The following is a 20,636-nucleotide window of genomic DNA, read 5'->3' as shown; positions in this document are numbered from 1 at the left end:
CATCAAAGCATTGCCCGAAGGCGATAAAGTATTACTGCTGGTGGCGTTTAAAAAACATGCTAACCGCAACACCAAGGAAGAACTGAATATTTTACTGCAAAAGGGTTTTACACGGGTATATGTAAAAGGCGAAACCCTACGCATAGAAGACCTGCTGGAAGACGATACTGAAATTGCCGCTTTTGATAAAAAGATGACGGCCAAAACGCCTGGCTATGTGTTGGTGGACCGGCTGGTGATTCGGGATTTTGATGAAGACGATTTGCATCGCATTTCCGATTCGGTGGATACGGCTTTTTACGAAGGCGAAGGCAGCTGCCAGCTGGAAATCAACAGCAGCAAAATGCTCTCGTTCAGCAACCGTTTTGAGCTGGATGACATGCAGTTTGAAGAACCCGTACCCAACCTGTTTTCTTTCAACAATCCTTTTGGTGCCTGTCCTACCTGCGAGGGTTTTGGACAAGTGCTGGGCATTGACCCCGACCTGGTGATACCCGACAAACGCCTGAGTGTATACGAGGGTGCCATTGCCCCCTGGCGTGGCGAAAAACTGGGCGAATGGAACAAGGCACTCGTACGGGCGGCCAAGTCTTCTAATTTTCCCATTCACAAACCGGTGCATGATTTGTCACCTGCCGAATACAAACTGCTGTGGACGGGCAACGCCTATTTTGATGGCCTCAATGCTTTTTTCAAAGAGGTAGAACAAAACCTCTACAAAGTACAATACCGGGTGCTGCTAAGCCGCTACCGTGGCCGCACCCAATGTCACGAATGCGGTGGCTACCGGCTGCGCAAAGAAGCCTTGTATGTAAAAATTGGCGGCAAACACATTGGCGAACTTTGTGAAATGCCCATCCGTGATTTGCAGCAGTGGTTTGCACAACTCCGCCTGAGTGAATACGATGCTGAAGTGGGCAAACGCCTACTGATGGAGCTGGAAGTACGCCTGCAAACCATGATGGATGTAGGTCTTGGGTATCTTACCCTCAACCGCTTGGCTAACACGCTGAGCGGTGGTGAAAGCCAACGCATACAACTTACCCGTTCGCTGGGCAGCAACCTTACCAACTCGTTGTACATACTCGATGAACCTTCCATTGGCCTGCACAGCCGCGATACCAAACGCCTGATACAGGTGCTGAAAAACCTGCGGGACTTGGGCAACACGGTGGTGGTGGTAGAGCACGATGAAATGATGATGCGGGAAGCCGATTACATCATCGACATGGGCCCACTGGCCAGCCACATGGGCGGCGAGGTGGTAGCCGCCGGCAACTATGCCGAACTTACAGCTAACCCCAAAAGCCTGACCGGCCAGTACCTGAATGGCGCTATGCAAATCACCGGCCCGGCCAAGCTGCACAAGTGGAAGAAAAGCATTACGGTAGAAGGTGCCCGGCAAAACAACCTGCAGAATATTGACGTGACTTTTCCGCTGGGTGTACTCACAGTGGTGAGTGGTGTGAGTGGCAGTGGCAAAACCACATTGGTCAAACAAATTTTGTATCCCGCCCTGCAAAAAATAAAAGGGGAATACGGCGATAAAGTAGGAGCACATAAAAAAATTAGCGGCGATATCGATAGCATCACCGCTATTGAAATGGTGGATCAAAACCCCATTGGTAAAAGCAGTCGCAGCAACCCCGTTACTTATGTAAAAGCATGGGATGCCATTCGTGATTTGTATGCCGCACAACCGCTCAGTAAAATCCGCGGCTTTCAACCCAAGCACTTTAGCTTCAACGTAGATGGCGGCCGCTGCGATACCTGCAAAGGCGAAGGCGAACAAATTGTAGAAATGCAGTTTTTGGCCGATGTGCATTTGCAATGCGAAAGCTGCAAAGGCCAACGCTTTAAAGACGAAGTGCTGGAAGTAACCTATCTCGAAAAAAATATCTTCGATGTACTCGAAATGAGTGTGGATGAAGCCATTGCTTTTTTTGCCGATCAAAAAGCCATCTTAGCTGCCATTCAACCATTGAGTGATGTGGGCCTTGGCTATGTAAAGCTTGGGCAAAGCAGTGACACCCTGAGTGGAGGTGAAGCACAGCGGGTAAAACTGGCCAGCTTTTTGGGCAAAGGAAAAAGCGCCGGTCATGTGCTCTTTATTTTTGACGAACCTACTACGGGCCTGCATTTTCACGACATTCAAAAACTGCTCAACTCTTTTCATGCACTCATAGCACAGGGCCACAGCATTTTGGTAATTGAACACAATACCGATGTCATCAAACATGCTGATTGGGTGATAGACCTCGGCCCGGAAGCAGGTGATGGCGGTGGTACTTTGGTATTTGCCGGCCTGCCGCAAGACCTGAAGAAATGCAAGGATAGCCATACGGGTCGTTTTTTGTAAACAACAGGGTGCACAAGCATTTCCTGTAAGTTTGCCGCCATTTATGAGCAGCATGCGCTACATCAAACAGTTCGACGGTATTCGTTTCATCGCCATTGCATTGGTATTGCTGCAGCATTTTGCCTACTCCATTGGCAACCGTATGTCTGCGGGCTACTTTGGTGTAGAATTGTTTTTTGCGTTAAGCGGCTTTCTCATCACCCGCATCATTTACGACAGCCGTGGCAGTATTGGTAGCATTTACAAAAAGTTCATCGGCCGCAGGGCCCTGCGTATTTTTCCGATTTACTATTTGGTGATTGGCATCTTGTATTTCACCGGCGATCCCACCGCCAACAAATACATTGTACCGCTCTCTACCTATACGTTCAACTATACCATTGCGGAGCACGGGCTCAAAGGCATTCCTTTCATACATGTATGGTCGTTGTGTGTGGAAGAACAGTTTTACATCATTTGGCCTTTTGTCATTTTGCTGCTGCGCAATCGTTTCAAATGGTTACTCGCTGCATTAGTAAGCATCATTTTCTTGGGTTGGTTGCAAATGGTATTTCTGGTTTTTCCCATGAGTGAAGGCTACACCTATTTAGGTTTGTTTCCCAGGGCCTATGCATTGGCACTTGGCGGGTTAGCAGCCTTGCTCTGCGAAAAAAATCCTGTACCGCATCGCTGGTTGCAAATCAAATGGCTGGAGCCTGCTAGCATCTTGGTGCTGATACTTTCGCTGACCATTCCGCACCGGTCGATGTATGTGATTGCACCTTGCATCGCTACTTTTTGGTTGGTAAAAATTTACTACCAAAGCATTCAGTTTACATTCATCGACCGCTTTTTACAACTGCGCTGGGTGATGTACCTAGGCCGCATTTCCTATGGTATTTATCTCTACCATATTCCAGTGTCAGTGTATTTCACCAAGTACATTTTCAATCCGTACATCTGGAATAAAATCAACTTCAAAGCACTCGGCCCGCTGGCTGGTTTGCAACATCAGGTGTGGGTTGTCAAAATTGTCTTGTACACCGCCCTGGCCATTGGCGTGGCGCATGTGTCGTTCAAATTCATTGAGCAGCCACTGCTTAAAATGAAAGACAAATGGTTTGCGTAAATGCGGAGTGACAACCGACCACTGACTACAGATTACTGATGGCTGCATCACATTTTCTTTTACCTCTCCCTGCCTCTCCAAAGGAGAGGTGCCGTAAAGTAGTCTGCCATCTACGGACTCCGGACCTTCAAGTCCCGACTATCTGATTTTCTGTCTCCGGTCTTCCACCAAATCCTTCTCTCCCGAGACAAGGACTATGTAAACAAAAAAGAGGGCAAACAGCCCTCTTTTTTTATCAGTATACAACAACATTATTCCAATCCATAATCGCGGCCTTTCATGGTGGCAGGCACGCCTTCTGTGAGCCACTTGGCTGGCTTTTCGCCTTTCAACAACCAGTCGAAGAACTGCTGCTCCCGAATCTGAATGTCTTTGCGGTTGCGGCGTTCTACCAGGTTATGGGCTTCATTATTGTACTGCAGCAACCACACCGGCTGATTCAAACGACGCATGGCAGTAAACAACTCAATACCCTGATACCAGGGCACTGCACCATCAGCATCGTTGTGCATTACCACCAACGGTGTTTTGTTTTTAGGCAAATGAAAAAGCGGTGAATTTTTCAAATACAAATCCTGACGCTCCCACAATGTAGCCCCAATGCGGCTCTGTGTTTTTTCGTATTGAAACTGACGGTTGAGGCCACTCTCCCAACGAATGCCACCATACGCACTGGTCATGTTGGCAACAGGAGCACCAGCCCATGCTGCAGCAAACAATTTGGTCATGGTAATGAGCTGCACGGTTTGATAGCCGCCCCAGCTTTGGCCCTGCAGGCCCATCTTGGTGCTGTCTACATAACCGAGTTTTACCAGGTGGCGGGCACCACTCACAATGTAGTCGTAAGCACTTTGGCCGGGCTCACCCTTGCGGTAATGAATATCTGGCGCCAGCACTACATAACCACGGCTCACAAAAAACGGAATGTTCAACCGGCTGGGTGTAGGTGCAGGTGCAGTGTAGCTGTACAAACCATCACTCAATGTTTCGTAGAAATAGGCAATCATCGGATACTTCTTTTTGGGATCGAAGTTTTCCGGCTTGTACACAATGCCTTGCGTCATTTTGCCATCGTAAGCTTTCCATTCAATCAGCTCTGCTGTACCCCACAGGTATTGGCTTTGCTGCGGATTGGGCTGACAAAGCACAATGGCCTGCATGGGCTGACTCACGGCATCTGCCAGTGCCGCTACCCGAATATCTGGCGATTGCTGGTAGTTTTCGGTGCTAAAACTCAGCACATCGGCATCCTTCGCTTTTACAAACGACGCCAAGCGGGTTGGCAATGTTTGCTGCGCCATTTTGTTCAGCACAAATGGCTTTCCGATAGCCTGCCATTTAATGGCAGCGGTTTTATCAGTATTGTTGAAAATGGTAAACAGATAAGGCTTGCCCGACTCTACGAAATTTTCTTCGCGGTTGAGGTTTTGCCAGCGGATGGTCCACTTGTAACTGCGGCCAATGCCACCGGTAATCATCTCTGGCGCTTTGGCAGCCATTGGGTCCAGTTTCCAGATATCGTATCTGTCGTACACGTACAAGGCAGAACCATCTTTTTCCCAGCTCAACGCCCCATATGGAGAAGGATCATCGGGCACATCATTTTCTTCATCATACAAGGCTACTTTAATGCCTTTAGATGGCACATATTCTTTGCCATCCTTCCAAGTGTGGTATTGCTTATCGCCTGTTTCGTACCAGAGCAAAGTGGTACCATCCATGCTGGTACCCATGGGCATGCCATCTACACCGGCTTTTACCAATTGCTTGCTCCCGGTAGCGGGGTCTATCACATACATATCGCCTTTGCCACGGCCGGCCCACTGGCTGGCAATGCGGCTGGCTTTATCATCCACCGCCCAAAACCATTTGCCATCGCCGTTGCCACTTGGTCTAACGTCCTGCAATTGCTGATCGGCGAGTTGCACCACTTTTTTCAAACCCACATGGTACACCGTGAGGTAACTTCTGTTGAGCTCACGGGTCAGGTTACGCAGTTGATAGGGCTGCAAATAATCATCTTTATAATGCCAGATATCGAGTTGTGCTTTTTCAAATTCAGGCACGGTCGTGTCTTTCGGTGGCATTACAGGAGCCACACCAAACATTAAACGTTCGCCGCTTTTGCTAAAGCTGAGGTTGGCAAATTCACTCACGGTCCAGCCGTTGGTTTTACCAGCCGTAGTGCGGTCGGCTATCAGCACGGCACTATCGGTGCCATGGCGCCAGTACCAGAGTTTGTAAAACTTCTGGATAGCTTTGGCGCTGCTGTCTCTTTCGGCTACAAAAGCCAACTGCAAACCCTGCTCATCCAGCGTCAGGTTTTTTACATCGTTGAAGGCCTTCATCACCGTGTCCACTTTTGCTGCAGCAACATCTACAGATAACACATACGCATTACCCTTGCCCACTTTGGCCGTTTTAATCACCAGCTTATTACCCATTTTATCGGTGGTAAAATCGAGAGCATTTTTCCAGGTCAGTTTTTTGCCGGTGGCCAGCTCGTACCACACCAGCTCTGTGCCGGCATCGCCGCCACCCGCTGCAGCACCGGCAGGCTCATCTGCATCCAAGCCTTCAGCATTCAGCCCTAAGCCTTCAGCATCTTTCAAGTATTTCTGTTGCACTTTTTCCGGAAACTTTTGCAACAATGCCGTAAGGCTGTCCACCACTTTGCGCAGGCTATCGGCTTGCGGATTTTTGGGCACTACCGGCGCTTTTTTGGCCGTATCGGGCAAAGGTTTGTCCATGTGGTAAGCCATCCAGCCGCCAGCATCGCTGGGCATTTTGTACGCTTTTACCCGGGCTATTTTCAGCACATTGCTGCTACCCAGTTGTACTATACCCAAACTGTCTTTGGGCATATCATCGGGGCGCTTCTTTTTAATGCGGGCATCTCTCGTTTCCTGATAGTTCGGTTTGATTTTGAACACCGCATAGCGGCTGTCGGCACTCAGGCTTACCTGATAACCACGGGGCACTTCCAACCGCCAGCTGTTGGCCTTGTTGGCCAGCACCAAACGGCCATCTCCTTCCTGTGGATTGACAGTGAAAGCCACATACTCACCATTGTTGCTGAGTACCCGCTCCTGAATGCTTTCCCAACCATCGTACACACTGTGGTCGAGTGGCTTTTTTTGTGCCGATAACTGGCCCGCTGCCAGGCTCATCGCCAGCAGCATACATGCGTATTTTCTCATACAATTGTTTTGAAAAAAGAATGAAAGTCTAAGTAAATCATTCAATGTGAGTTTAGACGCTCCATTGTCATTTTCTTTTGCCCATAGCCAAGCCGGGCCAACAAAAAGTTATACGCAATAGTTGTAAGTTGCAGTTCATCCGCTCAATTGTTGTTATGAAAAAAATACTCCTTCCCGTTTACTCCATTTTCCTTTTTGCAACCGCACAAGCACAGCATGCCCTGCACAAATTGTGGCAAACCGACAGCACCTGGAAAGTGCCCGAATCTGTGCTTGTAGATGCCAAAAACAATGTGCTTTATGTAAGCAATATTGATGGCACACCCGGCGGTAAAGACGGCAATGGTTCTATTGGCAAACTCGGCCGCGATGGCAAACCCATTGCCATTGAATGGGTAAAAGGCCTGAACGCACCCAAGGGCATGGGTCAGCATGGCAACCTGCTGTATGTAGCCGATATGAATGAAGTGGTGGTCATCGACATCAAGCAGGGAACCATCATCAAAAAGATACTTGTTGAAGGAGCGAATTTTCTCAACGACATTAGCGTTGGCCCCAAGGGAGAAGTGTATGTAAGCGATAGTCAGGAAAAGAAAGTGCACAAAATTGAAGCTGACAAAGTGAGCCTCTTTGCCGATGGTTTTACCCGCCCCAACGGAGTGCTGTGGCAGCCCGATGGCGTGTATGTGCTCGACAATGGAGTGTTGTATAAACTGGATGCCAATGGCCAAAACCGCAGCAAAATTGCGGAAGGCCTCGAAGGCGGCAGCGATGGCGTGGAGAGAGTGGGCGGCAAAGATTTTATTGTGAGCTCTTGGGCCGGTGTCATCTACTATGTGCATGCCGATGGCAAAGTGGAAAAACTGCTCGACTACCGCAACGAAAAAATAAACACCGCCGACATTGGCTACGATGACAGCAAACGCATCGTGTATGCCCCAACCTTTTACAAAAACAGCGTTATCGCATTTCATTTGCAATAAATAACGTACAGCTATTGCTGCCAGCAGCCATCTGTACAGCACAGGTGGCTGTTGTGTTTTTGGGGCTGTCAACAAAAGAACATGATTCAGCTGTAGTTCGGGCTGCTACGGGCTACGCTTCGCTCCGGCCCCGACGTCCCGCAGCCCATCAACCGCTGTATCTTTACCCGGCAAACATGAAAACCACTCCCCACATATTAGTCATTGGCATTGGCAACAGCCTTCGTGGCGATGATGCTGTGGGCCATTGGCTGGCAGACAAAATTGCCGCTGATGCACATCCGTTTGTAACCGTACAAACCATGCATCAGTTACACATTGAGGTACTAGAACAATTGCAGCAATACACACACGTGATGGTGATAGATGCTGCCATACAAAATGAACCGGCACTGCTCTCCGCTATCGCTCCGCAAGACACCCCTGCACATGCCGAATCGCATCAGGCAGATGTGGTGACGCTGATGCAGCTGCATCGTAATTTGTATCAGCAACCGATTGATTGGTTTACGCTGCGCATAGCCGCACAGCAGTTTGAGATGGGAACAGCCATCAGCCCCGCTTGTATGCAACATGCACAAACGGCCTATGCCCTTTGGCAGCAGTGGCTACAACAAATCCTCAACGATTCAACGCTGTAAAGACCGCAGCACTTCGCCGCCGGCATTCACGATGTCAATCTGCATCGGCATTTTGCCCATGGCATGGGTGGAGCAACTCAGGCATGGGTCATAGCAACGAATGGCACTTTCCACTCTGTTCAGCATTCCTTCAGCTACATCTGCGCCATGCACATATTGGCGGGCCACATCCGTAATGGAGCGGTTCATGGATGGGTTGTTTTGTCCCGTGGCTATCAGCAGATTGACCATCGTTAGCTTGCCGCTGTCATCTGTTTCGTAATGATGAAACAAGGTACCCCGTGGTGCTTCTGAAGCACCAATACCTGTTGCGTTATTCCAGCGGCCAAATGTTTGCAAATGCGTACCTGTTACTTCCGGGTCTTGCAAATACATGGCAGCTTCTTCTACACCCGCCAGCGTTTCTATCAAACGGGCGTAGTGATAAAAGAAAGTACCATGCACCGGCTGTCCATTGCCCAAAGCCCTGAACTGTAAAAATTCTGCCTGAGCCAACGGTGTTTTCATCCTGTCGGCTACATTCAATCTGGCCAACGGCCCGACTCTGTAAATGCCTTTTTCGATACCCAACGGTTTGTAATACGGATACTTGAGGTACGACCATTCCACCGCTCTTTCAGCAATAAATTCCAGATACCTCGTTGGCGACAATTGGTCTTGCAACACATTGCCTTCCGCATCTACAAAACGCAGCAAGCCATCGTACAATTCATGTTCTCCATTTGGCCCCACCGTACCGAGATACATGGTAGGCGACGTGGCAAAGCTGTTGATCATATCTGCATTGGCAGCATGGAAATCTTTGATGATGCGAATGCCTGTTTGCACCGCATCCAATGCTTCGGGTATCCACTGCAGCAATGCCTGATGGTTATCTTTCGTTAGCGGGTAGCTCATGCCGCCGGGCACAATACCCATGGCATGAATTTTTTTACCCGTAATGCGTTCGCTGATTTCCTGTCCAAACTTGCGGAGGCGAATACCTTTCAACGCCACATCCGGAAATTTTTCAGCCAGGCCAATGATATTTCTGCTGGCCGGATCGCTATCGTAGCCCAATAAAAAATCAGGAGAGGACAAATGAAAAAACGACAAGGCATGCGAAGAAATATTTTGCCCGATGTGCATGAGCCGGCGTAACAGGTTGGCTGTGTACGTAGGCTGAATGCCCTGTATCATTTCGCAGGCTTTTACACTGGCAATGGTATGGCTCACCGGACAAATGCCACAAATGCGGGGCGTAATAGTGGGCATTTCTGTATACATTCTGCTCTCGCAAAATTTTTCAAAACCCCGAAACTCATTTACATGAAACTGCGCCTGATCTACTTCGCCATTGTCTTTGAGTGCAATGGTAATTTTGGCATGGCCTTCGATACGGGTGACCGGCGAGATGAATATTTTTTTGGCAGCAGGCTTATCCATATTTCAATTTTTGAGCGGTACTTAAATCGGGCATGCGATCGTTCAACAATTCGTATAGCACATAAAAAATGGTATCGGCGCTGGGTGGACAACCCGGCACAACTACATCTACCGTTACTACCGATTGCAGCGGCAACACTTTACCATGCAGCTTCAACAAGGCCTCATGATTGGGCCACATTCCTTCACCATCATTGCTGGGCGAATGTGTGTATGCCGCAGCCATCACATCTTGCAACGGAAAGTAGTTGCGCATACCGGTAATATTGGTCATCACGGCACAATCGCCCAATGCCACCAACACTTTGGCCTGCTTGCGGATGTGCAATATTTCTTCGTAGTGTTCATCGCTGGTTACAGAACCTTCTACCAACGCAATATCTACTTCAGGAAATGGCTTTCCATCTACAATCGGACATTTTACAATGTCGGCGAGTTTGGCTACTTCCAAAATGCGTTCGTCTATATCCAGCAGCGACATGTGGCAACCCGAACAGCCGCCCAACCATACAGTGGCTAATTTCTTTTTCATTGGCTCCAGTTTTTGGCGCAATACAACGTGCAGCTATTGCAGCAGTTTTCTTTTTTCTACCAGTTCTCCTATCATTTCCGGATACTTTGTGAGTTGGCCTTGTGCCACTGCTTTTGGCCAGATAGCACCGGTTGGGCAGGCATGCACACATTTACCACAATCGGTGCAAGTACTGCTTTCGCCCCAAGGCGTATTGAAATCGGAAATGATGCGTACATCATGACCACGGTTCATCACACCCCAGTTACCGGCACCTTCTACTTCGGTACATACCCGCACACAACGGGTGCACATAATGCAGCGATTGTGATCCATCACAAACCAAGGATGCGATGTATCCACTTTGCACTCCGGATACAAAAAAGGATAACGGATATGATCGAGTCCTACAGCATAACCAGCTTCCTGCAATTCGCAGTTGCCATTGGCTACACATACGGCACATACATGATTTCGCTCCGCAAAAAACAGTTCAACCGTAATGCGTTGATACCGCTTGATACGATCGGTATCGGTGCGTATCATCATGTTGTCGGCTACCTGTGTGGTACAGCCACTCAATAGGCGGTTCACCCCTTCAATTTCTACCAAACACAAGCGGCAGGCGCCAATATCATGCAGGCCTTTGAGGTGACAAAGCGTAAGCATTGGTATGCTATTGGCTTTGCATACCTCCAAAATCGTTACACCGGATTCGGTGAGGATTTTTAGTCCATTGATATACACAGTAATGATGGGCATATACAAGTGGCTTTACAGTTCGAGATGTTGATGTATCAATACTTCCGGTGACACCAGGCGGTTGGCATATTCTTCGGGAAAATGGCGGAGGGTGCTAAGCAACGGATTGGGAGCACTACCACCCAAACCACAGAGGCTGGCTTCTTTTACATACACTGCCAACTCTTGCAATCTGTCTACATCATGTTGAGTGCCTTTGCCGTCTACAATGCGTTGTAGCAGGTCGTGCATCATGCGGGTACCTACCCTGCAGGGAGCACATTTACCGCAGCTTTCATCCATACAAAACTCCATGAAAAAACGGGCCACGTCCACCATGTCGCTGCTCTTGTCCATCACAATCAATCCACCCGAACCCATGATGCTGCCAAGGCTCATGAGTGATTCGTAATCCATGCCCACATCCAAATGTTGCTCCGGAATACAACCACCCGAAGGGCCACCGGTTTGTGCGGCTTTGAATTCGCCATCGCCAGGAATACCGCCGCCAATATCAAACACAATTTCGCGGAGGCTGGTACCCATCGGCACTTCAATCAGGCCACTGTATTTTATTTTGCCGGCCAGCGCAAACACTTTGGTGCCGGCACTTTTAGCTGTTCCAGTTTCGCTAAACCATTCGCCACCATTCAATATAATCGGCGCTATGTTGGCATAGGTTTCTACGTTATTGATGAGTGTTGGCTTGCCCCACAAACCACACTCCGCAGGGTATGGCGGCCGTGGACTTGGCGTTCCTCTTTTGCCTTCAATAGAAGCAATCAATGCGGTTTCTTCACCACATACAAATGCACCTGCACCAATCCTGATTTCTACTTCGAAAGAGAAGTTGCTGCCCAAAATATTTTTACCCAACAAACCCAGTTTTTTGGCTTGTTTCAGGGCTGTTTCAAAACGCTTAATTGCCAGGCGATATTCGCCGCGGATGTAGGCGTAGCCTTTGCTGGCACCAACCGCATAACCCGCAATCATCATGCCTTCGAGCACACTGTGCGGATTGCCTTCGAGCACACTGCGGTTCATGAAGGCACCAGGGTCACCTTCATCGCCATTACACACTACGTATTTCTGATTGTTGACGTATTTGTACACCGTTTCCCACTTCATACCCGTGGGATAACCTGCACCACCACGCCCCCGCAACCGGCTGTGTTTTATTTCAGCTATCACGTCTTCCGGCAGCATGCTGTTCAAGGCTTTGTCAAAAGCTTTGTACCCATCATACGCTATGTATTCTTCAATGTCTTCCGGATTGATGACGCCACAATTTTTCAAAATGATTTTGTGTTGCTTTTTGAAGAACGGATCATCGTTGGCGTTTACAAAAGGTTCGGGTCTGGTATCGGCAAACAACAGTTTTTCTTTCTTCGGTTGCTTGTCTACAAACTGTGCCTTCAGCAAGTCTGCCACTTCTTCTGGTGCTATTTTTTGGTAAATGGTATGATCGGGCAACACTTTTACCAGCGGTCCCTGATTGCACAATCCCATGCAACCCGTCAGGTTGGCTTCTACTTCGTCTTTCAAACCCAGTGCAACTATGTTTTGCTGTACTTGTTCCAATACTTTTTCTGCATTGGAAGCCATGCAACTGGTACCACAGCACACACAAACTTTTTTACTGAAATGATGGTGTTTTGTTTTGGCCTGATCTGCCATCACCGTCAACTCCTGCCGGTTCATATTGCCTCCAGTTTTTCATGAATTTTTGCTACGAGTTGCTGCCCATCAGTTTTGGCCTGCACTTCTTCGTCTATCACTACAGCAGGTGCCAAACCACAGGCGCCAATGCAACGGGCCACTTGCAAGCCGAGTTTGTTATCGGCCGACACTTCACCCGCTTTGATACCAAAGCTTTGCTCCACGGCATCCAGCAATTGCTGGGCACCTTTTACATAGCAGGCAGTACCGGTGCACACCAGGCAGGTATGATCTCCTCTCGACTTCAGCGAAAAGAAATGATAGAAAGTAACGGTAGAAAATACCCGTGCAGGAGGAATATGCAACTTATTGGATATATGCTGCAGCACAGGCATGGGCAAATAACCATACGCATTTTGAGCTGCATGCAAAATTTCAATGAGTGCATCCGGACGAAAATTCTCTTTCTTCATGCGGGTGTCTAATAATTTCACCCGTGGATCGGAGGCAGAAAGCCCCGATGAGGCATTGGCAAATGGTCGTTTCATAACGTTCTTTACTTAGAAACTGAACGATGAAAGCAAGGCGAGCAACAGCAAGGCCGCAAGTGCGGGATGGGGTTATCGGAATTGCTATAGTAACAAATCTACCGGCCGGCTATTTGCAGAAACATGAGCAAAATCAGCGCAATGAACTGAGAAATACCGCATCATTTTGATGAACTTTTTCCAATTCCGCTATCTTGCCCCTTCACTTGTTTTACTGGCATGAAAAAACGGATTGTCTTTACATTATTGACCACTGTTATTTGCAGCACCAACTTGCTGGCTCAACGCAGCAATCCTGCATACGATGCTGAATTGCAGCAATGGATAAGTAAAAGAATCGCTTACCTGAAATCAACCGATGGATGGTTGAATTTGGCAGGATTACTGTGGTTGCAACCAGGCAACAACAGCTTTGGCAGCAGCCCCGAAAACAAGACTGTTTACCCGGCCGGCTTCCCTTATGCAACAGCTGGCGAGTTGATGTGGACGGATGCTCAGGTAAGTCTACAATTGAAGCCGGGCGTAGGCGCAACCGTCAACGGAAAGGCATTTACGCAAGGCATTGTATTCGATGCAAAGTTGGGCGTATCAGGCGTGGTAAAAATGGGTGACTGGCAGTTTACCATCATTCAACGTGGTGATAAAACGGGTATCCGTTTGCGGCAGCTGAATCATCCTAATGTGGCAGCTTTTCACGGCACAGATCGATTTGCAACAGACACAACGTACAAAGTGCAGGCAACACTGATGAAGCCTGCTTTCCCCAAAACCATTGCCATTAGCAATGTGCTGGGACAAACCAACGAGCAACCATTAGCAGGCACCTTGTTGTTTACCCTGCATGGCCAATCGTACAGCCTGCAGGCACTCACCGAAGGCGATGAATTGTTCATCTTGTTTGCAGATGCCACCAATGGTGAAAGCACTTACGGTGCAGGTCGTTTTTTGTACGCTCCCATGCCCGATGGCAATGGCAAAACAGTGCTCGATTTCAACAAGGCCATCAATCCACCTTGTGCGTTTACACCATTTGCCACTTGTCCGTTGCCGCCCAAGCAAAATCAGTTAACGATGGCTATTGAAGCGGGAGAAAAAGATTACGGACATCATTAGACAAACGTGATTTCTATCTTCACTTTAATATAGCCAGATAGTGCAACAATTTTACTACCTCTAAATTTCTTATACTGCAGCATTGTTACTTTCTTTTTCTTGAAAAAAGAAAGTAACCAAAGAAAATTCAAGGCAAACCCGATGCCTCCGGCCGTTTTGCCCGGCCAACGCCTCCCTCTGTGTAATGGTGCTCTAATTACAATGCTGTTTGAATTGCTAAATGGCTGGCACACATAGTATCACTACAAAATTGCTTTGCTGTGCAAGCCTTTTTCTTGTAACCATGCCAAGGTAAGCGGCAATGATTCATGTAAGCGGGGCATGGCTTTGGCGCTATCGTGAAATACAATGATGCTGCCGGGACGGGTATGTTTTTTGACAGCAGCAAAACAATGCTGCCCATTTTTCTTCGTATCAAAGTCGCCGGTAAGCACACTCCACATCAGCACAGACATGTCAGGATATCGGGAACGGATTTGTGTTGCTTCATCTTTGGTCAGTTGCCCGTATGGTGGACGAAATAGTTGGCTATCGATGACGCCGGCAGCTGCATCCACATCCGCCACATAATCACTCGTAGTAGCTTTTCTTCCATTGAGGTGATGCATGGTATGATTGCCCACCGCATGCCCTTCGGCCAAAATGCGTTGATAGATGTCGGGGTGCAGCAGTACATTTTTACCAATGCAAAAAAGGTTCCCTGCATGCCTGCAGCTTGCAGTTGATCCAGCACAAAAGGCGTGGCTTCGGGGTGAGGTCCATCATCAAAAGTGAGGTACACTTCGTTGCCCTGCAACACCGGCCCCTGCCACTGCAATCCTTTCGGAAACAGCATGCGCAACCACCACGGTGTATGATGCAAGTAAAACATGGATGCAAGATAGTTGATAGATGATAGTTGGTGGTTGGTGGTTGGTGTTAAGACTTCGTGTTTCTATTTTACCTCTCCCGGCCTCTCCAAAGGAGAGGTGATGTAGAATAGAGCCTTTTATCTACTGTCTCCGGTCTACAGACTCCGGACTCCCAACTTTCGGTCTTCCCATCTTCCTGACTCCTTTCTACAAACTATCTTTGCCGCCTATGAGTCAAAGAGTAAGAGTTCGTTTTGCCCCATCACCTACGGGTGGATTGCACCTGGGTGGTGTGCGTACCGTATTGTACAATTACCTGTTTGCCCGCCAGCATGGAGGCGATTTTGTGTTGCGCATCGAAGACACCGACCAAACCCGTTTCGTGCCCGGTGCAGAAGCCTATATTTTGGATTGCCTGAAATGGTGCGGCCTCGAACCCGACGAAAGTGTGGTAAAGCCCGGCGCTTATGGCCCCTACCGCCAAAGCGAACGCAAGGAAATGTACCAGCAATATGCCCATCGCCTGGTAGAGCAGGGCGATGCCTATTATGCATTTGATACGCCTGCAGAGCTCGAAGCCATGCGGGAGCAATACAAAACGCCGGAGAACCCTTCGCCTACCTACAACCAGCAGGTTCGACAACACATGCGCAACAGCCTGAACATGGAGCTGGAAGCGGCCAGAGAATTGATTGCTGAAGGCACTCCTTACGTGGTACGCATCAAAATGCCGGTAGACGAAGTGATTGGTTTTACGGATATGGTGCGTGGCGAAGTAAATGTGCATACCAGCCAGGTAGATGATAAAGTATTGCTGAAAGCTGATGGTATGCCCACCTATCATTTGGCGGTGGTGGTAGATGATTACCTCATGAAAATCACCCATGCATTTCGTGGAGAAGAATGGCTGAGCAGTGCGCCTGTTCACCTGATGCTCTGGAAGAAACTGGGCTGGGAAGACAGCATGCCTGCATGGGCCCACTTGCCGCTGATTATGGGTCCTGATGGTGCCAAGCTCAGCAAGCGCCATGGCAACAAATACGGCTTCCCTATTTTTGCCATGAACTGGACCGACCCTGTGAAAAATGAATTCACCGAAGGCTTCCGCGAAAGAGGTTTTTTGCCCGAGGCATTTGTAAACCTGCTGGCACTCATGGGTTGGAACGATGGCAGCGGACAGGAAATTTTTACCCTCGATGAAATGGTACAACGCTTCAGCATGGAGCGGGTACACAGCGCCGGTGCACAGTTTGATTTTGAAAAAGCCAAGTGGTACAACCACGAATGGATAAAGCGCAGCACTGCACAGCGTCTGCTTCCTGAAGTGCAACAAGTACTGGCGCAGCATGGCATTACAGACTGTAACGAGCAGGTATTGCTGCAAGTAATTGACCTGGTAAAAGAACGCTGCACTTTGCTTAGTGATTTTTACGAGCAGGCTGGCTTCTTTTTTCAGGCACCGGCCAGCATTGATACCGAGAGCATCAAAGGAAAATGGAATGAACAGAAGACTTTGTTCTTTACTGAGCTCATCCGCAACTATGAACTGACGCAACTGTGGCAGGCTGCTGATTTGGAACATGCGTTCAAAGAGATTGCTGCAGTGAATGGCTTAAAGCCCGGCGAACTGATGTTGCCCTTCCGCATCATGCTGGTGGGTGGCAAGTTTGGCCCGGCCGTGTTTGACATTGCTTCCATTATTGGTAAAGAAGCAACCATTGCAAGAATTCGAAGGACATTAAAAGAGCTTGTACCATTCTCACCTGAAATGGCAATTAATTTATTTGAAACTGTTGCTCAAGTCTCCGAGAATGTATTTAAGCACTTCAATGGTAAACAAGTCAAAGACACAGAGTTATTATCACTCATTTTGCTCCGAAGATTGAATTCCATTTCCATTAGCCTCTCAACTCTTTCGAGTGAAGTAAATAATCGATTTGAAAACGAATTTGGCTTTGGAATTATCGCAAGAGCCGTACTTCTTGATCAGTTGATAGTATTGAACTTAGTAGACATTTTTACTAGAGGAAAAGAAAAAAAACTTCCAGAAGAGGAAATCCACAAACAGCTTAATTATGCATCAAAGGTCCGTCTTGCTGATGGATTAAATCAAACGTTAGCTTATTTTACCACAGTAAATCAAGTGAAATTTTACGCAATTTCTGAGCCAGACCAGTTCATAGAAAAATTCACAAATAAATACAAGGGTTTCCTAAGTCCTGATTATGATCCTAATAATGGAAAATCAAATAAACAACCTTTTTTGAAAGCACCATTTGCAAATGATCTTTTTAAAGAAACAAGTTTACAACCTACATTAAAGGGACTCCTTGATGTTTATGAACAGTATATCTACTACTCAAAGTATGACCACGTAAGTATACTAACCCACGAATTAATGAGTGAAGGTATTTTCGATAGAAAAAAGAGGATAAACTCAATCTCTGAAAGAATGATATTGCATTTGCACTTAACCCTCTACCTTCTCAAGGAAACAACTCCTAGTGACAATTATCTAAATTCATTGATTGATGATTTCGAACATTATCACAAATCACTTGTAGAAAATTTTTAGATAAAGATTCTAGAAGAAGAATTTATAGATTCTGCATTTTTCTTTTACAAGGATTTACTGAACCATAAAAAAACATCCCACCTGCTTTCGCCAGTGGGATGTTTTTTTGGGTGACTATATCTCCTAATTAACCAGTCAACTAATTAACCGATCAACTCTATTTCACCGCCAATGCCTTCTCAATGAGGAATTGCAAATTGGCACGGTGTGCACGGGTTTGCTCATCGGGGCTTACAGCAGTAGCCAGTTGCGTTTTAATTTTCTTGAGGGTGCTCAAAGCGGCGGCTCTAGAAGCATTGTCGTAGCCGGGAGCTGTGGTAGCAATACCGCTGGCACCTTTTACGAATTCTGTTTGCAGGTTTTGGCGGTACAGGTTTACACCGGTTTTCAAATCAGCCGTAAAAATGGCGCCTACCAAATCAGTCATTACATCAGCCACGCTGTAAGTATTGCCATACAAGCTGCTGCTGTTGATGCGCTGCAAGCTAACGGGGTTGAGCATGCGCTGCAATACACTCATCTGCAAATTCAATACTGTGTTTTGTGGTTTAGGATCTTCGGTAGCACCAAAGAAACCGAAACCGCGGCGCTGTGATTGCAGGTAAGGAAACAGTTGTGCATCAGCATCAAAAGCGTTTGGTGCAAACACATTTTTCGCCAGCAGGCTCATGGCTTTTTTCTGATACGCCACAGGCACTGGTGTAAATGGTTTGTTACCGCTTTGCTGTCCGGGGAAGCTGCGGTCTACATACACACCACCAATGTAGTTGGCCACGGCACCGGCCATTTGACTACGCTGGCTGATAACAGTATAATACCGGCTGCGCAGTTTGGCCCAAGATTCATTGGGGTCTGTGTAACGGTCTTTGAGTTTGCCGAGCATGGTATTCACCAATTTGAAACGATCTTCGGCATAAGCCACCATGTCGTTGCTCATATCGTTCACCATTACACGGGGGTCAATACCGCTACCGGCGCCACGCATGTCATCTGCATCGTTGCCAAAAGCCAGTTTGGGATCGTTGCTGCGAGACAGGATTTTCTTCAGGCTTTCTTCTTCTGTAGCAGCACTGAATGGCGTGTAACCATATTCAATCGCCCACACATCGTAAGGGCCTACTTTGGTGGTGTAGTAATCGCCCTGCTTGCTGCGGTCCAGCGATACGTTTACGGCAGGATAATCCATAACACTACCCTGCAAACCAATGCTGCGGGTAATGCTCTTGTTGTGTACTTCGGCGGGGCTCAGCATTTGGCTGGCTTTCATGTTGTGGTTGAGGCCGAGGGTATGCCCCATTTCGTGCAGAATGAGGTAATACAAAAACTGCTTGTGCATTTCGGGCACTTCAGCCGCATCGCCATCCAGCACTTCTACAGCAGTAGCGCCAGTCATAAACTGCATAGCCAACTCTTGCGCCATGTTGCAGGTAGCCCAATGTTTGTGAGCACCGGCAGGCAGCAATTGCTGTACCGATTTGTTTTGGGCAAACGCTTCTTCCCAAGAAGTAGCAGCAAGCTTTTTCGTACAGCTCACTTTGGATGGGTGTACCGGCACCGCTGCGCCATTCTACGGTAATATCTGAACCGAGAATCTGGCCGGTGCGGGGGTTGGTAAAGCTGGGCCCGATAGCGCCGTACGAAGGATAGGCACTGCTTACCCAACGAATCACGTTGTAGCGAATGTCGGCAGGATCCCAGGTGGCATCGTCAGGCATTTGCTTCATTACCACGGCGTTTTTGAAACCCGCTTTTTCAAAGGCTTCGTTCCATTTATTGCCGGCTTCCATTACGTATGGACGCAGCTCTACAGGCGTGGTATTTTCTACCCACCATACAATGGGTTCTACGGGTTCGCTGATGGCTGCATTCGGATCTTTCTTCACCAAATGCCAGCGGTTGATCACGTCTTTAAATGGCGTTGGTGACAGAGACGTCATGTCGTCTACTTCTGAACCAAAATAACCCACCCGTGGGTCATCGCGGCGGGGTCGGAAATCATTTTTCGGCACTTCAATAAAGGAGTGCTGCATCCGCACTTTATTGAAGCGGGCATCAGTAATGTCTTTACCACCCTGGTTGAAAGGCATGGGGTTGTCGTAAGCCAAATCCACCACCACATCGGTGTTGTTGGGATAGCTACGCACACCCGTCACACGGCTTTTCATGGGGTTGAGGCCACCCAGATTGAAAATGGCCGTTGGCGGCAAACCCGGAGGATTCAACGGCTTCACCGGATCGAGTTTTTCGCCCACAAACAAACCATCAGCGGCGATGAGGTAACCGGTAGAATCTTCACCGGCAATTTTTTCTGACAAGAAAACAGCTTCGGGCACATCCACATTAGCCGACTTGGTTACGGCATTGTTGGGGTCGTAAAAGAAGTTGGTGTTTTGTGTGGCAAACTCCACTTTATCGTACACTTTGCGGATAGCAAAAATGAGGGTAGAGCGGTGCATACTTTGGTTGAGGAACAAGCTGGTAGGACCGCTCAGCGAAAAACTCTGGTAAATGAATTCCTGACCGAGCTGGTCTTTGCGTACATACAACTGCGTGGTACCTGTGGCCGTATCCTGATACACGGTAAACAAGCCGGCATGCTTTTTACTCGACTTGATTTTGTCGGCAATAGAAAGGGGTTTGGGAGCAGCCTTTTTAGCGGTGTCTGCCACTGCGGCCGGAGGGGCTACTACGGCTGTTTTATCATTGCGCTGCGCCATGCTGGTCATGCTCAGCAACAATGCTGCCGGTAGCAACCATTGTGTTGTAGATCTCATAGAGGAATATTTAATTGGTCAACAATTTGCTACAAATTCGGTATTCCTTGGGCAAAATCGGTTAAAAGGTAAAATAGCTGGACAGTAGCCGCATTTCAGCGATGACCATTTGTGGTGAAAGCAATGAAGCAACGGGTAAATGCAATGG

14 protein-coding genes and 1 pseudogene are annotated in these 20,636 nt (G+C 48.0%); 6 read left to right on the top strand and 9 right to left on the bottom strand.

What is annotated here, in order from left to right; all coding sequences use genetic code 11:
- Nucleotides 1-10: 10 nt before the first annotated feature.
- Complete coding sequence (gene uvrA / locus GLV81_RS05490) at nt 11-2,359, top strand: excinuclease ABC subunit UvrA (RefSeq protein ID WP_246186268.1); 2,349 nt, start codon at nt 11-13, stop codon at nt 2,357-2,359.
- Between the two features lie 52 nt (nt 2,360-2,411).
- Nucleotides 2,412-3,467 (top strand): acyltransferase family protein, encoded by a 1,056-nt coding sequence (locus tag GLV81_RS05485; protein WP_197428966.1) that lies wholly within the window; start codon nt 2,412-2,414, stop codon nt 3,465-3,467.
- A 251-nt stretch (nt 3,468-3,718) separates the two neighbouring features.
- Here the strand turns inward: GLV81_RS05485 and GLV81_RS05480 are convergent, their stop codons facing one another.
- A complete protein-coding gene (locus GLV81_RS05480) occupies nt 3,719-6,667 on the bottom strand; it encodes an alpha/beta hydrolase family protein (protein ID WP_246186267.1) in 2,949 nt (982 codons plus the stop codon).
- Nucleotides 6,668-6,822: 155 nt separating this feature from the next.
- Here GLV81_RS05480 and GLV81_RS05475 point away from each other — a divergent pair, with 155 nt between their 5' ends.
- Together GLV81_RS05475 and GLV81_RS05470 are read left to right on the top strand one after the other, a co-directional pair.
- The gene (locus GLV81_RS05475) at nt 6,823-7,650 is read left to right on the top strand and encodes an SMP-30/gluconolactonase/LRE family protein (RefSeq protein ID WP_157477550.1); all 828 of its coding nucleotides are present in this window, start codon (nt 6,823-6,825) and stop codon (nt 7,648-7,650) included.
- A 176-nt stretch (nt 7,651-7,826) separates the two neighbouring features.
- The gene (locus tag GLV81_RS05470; RefSeq protein WP_157477548.1) at nt 7,827-8,291 is read left to right on the top strand and encodes a hydrogenase maturation protease; all 465 of its coding nucleotides are present in this window, start codon (nt 7,827-7,829) and stop codon (nt 8,289-8,291) included.
- Here GLV81_RS05470 and GLV81_RS05465 read toward each other — a convergent pair.
- Genes GLV81_RS05465 through GLV81_RS05445 form a run of 5 tightly spaced genes read right to left on the bottom strand, consistent with a single transcriptional unit; the run spans nt 8,280 to nt 13,175 of the window.
- Complete coding sequence (locus tag GLV81_RS05465) at nt 8,280-9,716, bottom strand: Ni/Fe hydrogenase subunit alpha (RefSeq protein WP_157477546.1); 1,437 nt, start codon at nt 9,714-9,716, stop codon at nt 8,280-8,282. The two genes, GLV81_RS05470 and GLV81_RS05465, sit on opposite strands and share 12 nt — an antisense overlap.
- Nucleotides 9,709-10,248 (bottom strand): NADH-quinone oxidoreductase subunit B family protein, encoded by a 540-nt coding sequence (locus GLV81_RS05460; protein WP_157477544.1) that lies wholly within the window; start codon nt 10,246-10,248, stop codon nt 9,709-9,711. The genes GLV81_RS05465 and GLV81_RS05460 overlap by 8 nt, the downstream gene beginning before the upstream one ends.
- Nucleotides 10,249-10,281: 33 nt before the next feature.
- Entirely contained in the window at nt 10,282-10,989 is a 708-nt protein-coding gene (gene hoxU, locus GLV81_RS05455) for a bidirectional hydrogenase complex protein HoxU (RefSeq protein WP_157477541.1), read from the bottom strand.
- 12 nt (nt 10,990-11,001) lie between these two features.
- A complete protein-coding gene (locus GLV81_RS05450; protein ID WP_157477540.1) occupies nt 11,002-12,669 on the bottom strand; it encodes a NuoF family protein in 1,668 nt (555 codons plus the stop codon).
- Complete coding sequence (locus tag GLV81_RS05445) at nt 12,666-13,175, bottom strand: NAD(P)H-dependent oxidoreductase subunit E (protein WP_157477538.1); 510 nt, start codon at nt 13,173-13,175, stop codon at nt 12,666-12,668. The genes GLV81_RS05450 and GLV81_RS05445 overlap by 4 nt, the downstream gene beginning before the upstream one ends.
- Before the next feature lie 219 nt (nt 13,176-13,394).
- Here GLV81_RS05445 and GLV81_RS05440 point away from each other — a divergent pair, with 219 nt between their 5' ends.
- A complete protein-coding gene (locus tag GLV81_RS05440) occupies nt 13,395-14,288 on the top strand; it encodes a DUF1684 domain-containing protein (RefSeq protein WP_157477536.1) in 894 nt (297 codons plus the stop codon).
- 242 nt (nt 14,289-14,530) lie between these two features.
- On the opposite strand, the pseudogene GLV81_RS05435 reads toward GLV81_RS05440, so the two are convergent.
- A pseudogene (locus GLV81_RS05435) lies at nt 14,531-15,123 on the bottom strand (polysaccharide deacetylase family protein).
- Between the two features lie 245 nt (nt 15,124-15,368).
- Between GLV81_RS05435 and gltX the strand changes: the two are divergent.
- Nucleotides 15,369-17,714, top strand: a complete 2,346-nt coding sequence (gene gltX, locus GLV81_RS05430; RefSeq protein WP_157477534.1) for a glutamate--tRNA ligase — start codon at nt 15,369-15,371, stop codon at nt 17,712-17,714.
- Between the two features lie 157 nt (nt 17,715-17,871).
- On the opposite strand, the gene GLV81_RS19275 is transcribed toward gltX, so the two are convergent.
- A complete protein-coding gene (locus tag GLV81_RS19275; protein WP_197428965.1) occupies nt 17,872-19,134 on the bottom strand; it encodes a zinc-dependent metalloprotease in 1,263 nt (420 codons plus the stop codon).
- The gene (locus GLV81_RS19270) at nt 19,061-20,488 is read right to left on the bottom strand and encodes a DUF5117 domain-containing protein (RefSeq protein WP_197428964.1); all 1,428 of its coding nucleotides are present in this window, start codon (nt 20,486-20,488) and stop codon (nt 19,061-19,063) included. Before GLV81_RS19270 ends, GLV81_RS19275 begins: the two co-directional genes overlap by 74 nt.
- Nucleotides 20,489-20,636: the final 148 nt, after the last annotated feature.

The sequence above is a fragment of the Phnomibacter ginsenosidimutans genome (genome assembly GCF_009740285.1).
Lineage (GTDB): Bacteria > Bacteroidota > Bacteroidia > Chitinophagales > Chitinophagaceae > Phnomibacter > Phnomibacter ginsenosidimutans.
The sequence above is the reverse complement of the archived record's forward strand: the minus strand, read 5'-3'. Positions and strand labels throughout refer to the sequence as shown.

Coding starts and splice junctions, on each gene's coding strand:
- GLV81_RS05480 (WP_246186267.1), bottom strand. CDS start 6,667: ATGAGAAAATACGCATGTATGCTGCTGGCGATGAGCCTGGCAGCGGGC.
- GLV81_RS05445 (WP_157477538.1), bottom strand. CDS start 13,175: ATGAAACGACCATTTGCCAATGCCTCATCGGGGCTTTCTGCCTCCGAT.
- hoxU (WP_157477541.1), bottom strand. CDS start 10,989: ATGCCCATCATTACTGTGTATATCAATGGACTAAAAATCCTCACCGAA.
- GLV81_RS19275 (WP_197428965.1), bottom strand. CDS start 19,134: ATGGCGCAAGAGTTGGCTATGCAGTTTATGACTGGCGCTACTGCTGTA.
- gltX (WP_157477534.1), top strand. CDS start 15,369: ATGAGTCAAAGAGTAAGAGTTCGTTTTGCCCCATCACCTACGGGTGGA.
- GLV81_RS05440 (WP_157477536.1), top strand. CDS start 13,395: ATGAAAAAACGGATTGTCTTTACATTATTGACCACTGTTATTTGCAGC.
- GLV81_RS05470 (WP_157477548.1), top strand. CDS start 7,827: ATGAAAACCACTCCCCACATATTAGTCATTGGCATTGGCAACAGCCTT.
- GLV81_RS05460 (WP_157477544.1), bottom strand. CDS start 10,248: ATGAAAAAGAAATTAGCCACTGTATGGTTGGGCGGCTGTTCGGGTTGC.
- GLV81_RS05465 (WP_157477546.1), bottom strand. CDS start 9,716: ATGGATAAGCCTGCTGCCAAAAAAATATTCATCTCGCCGGTCACCCGT.
- GLV81_RS05485 (WP_197428966.1), top strand. CDS start 2,412: ATGCGCTACATCAAACAGTTCGACGGTATTCGTTTCATCGCCATTGCA.
- GLV81_RS05475 (WP_157477550.1), top strand. CDS start 6,823: ATGAAAAAAATACTCCTTCCCGTTTACTCCATTTTCCTTTTTGCAACC.
- GLV81_RS05450 (WP_157477540.1), bottom strand. CDS start 12,669: ATGAACCGGCAGGAGTTGACGGTGATGGCAGATCAGGCCAAAACAAAA.
- GLV81_RS19270 (WP_197428964.1), bottom strand. CDS start 20,488: ATGAGATCTACAACACAATGGTTGCTACCGGCAGCATTGTTGCTGAGC.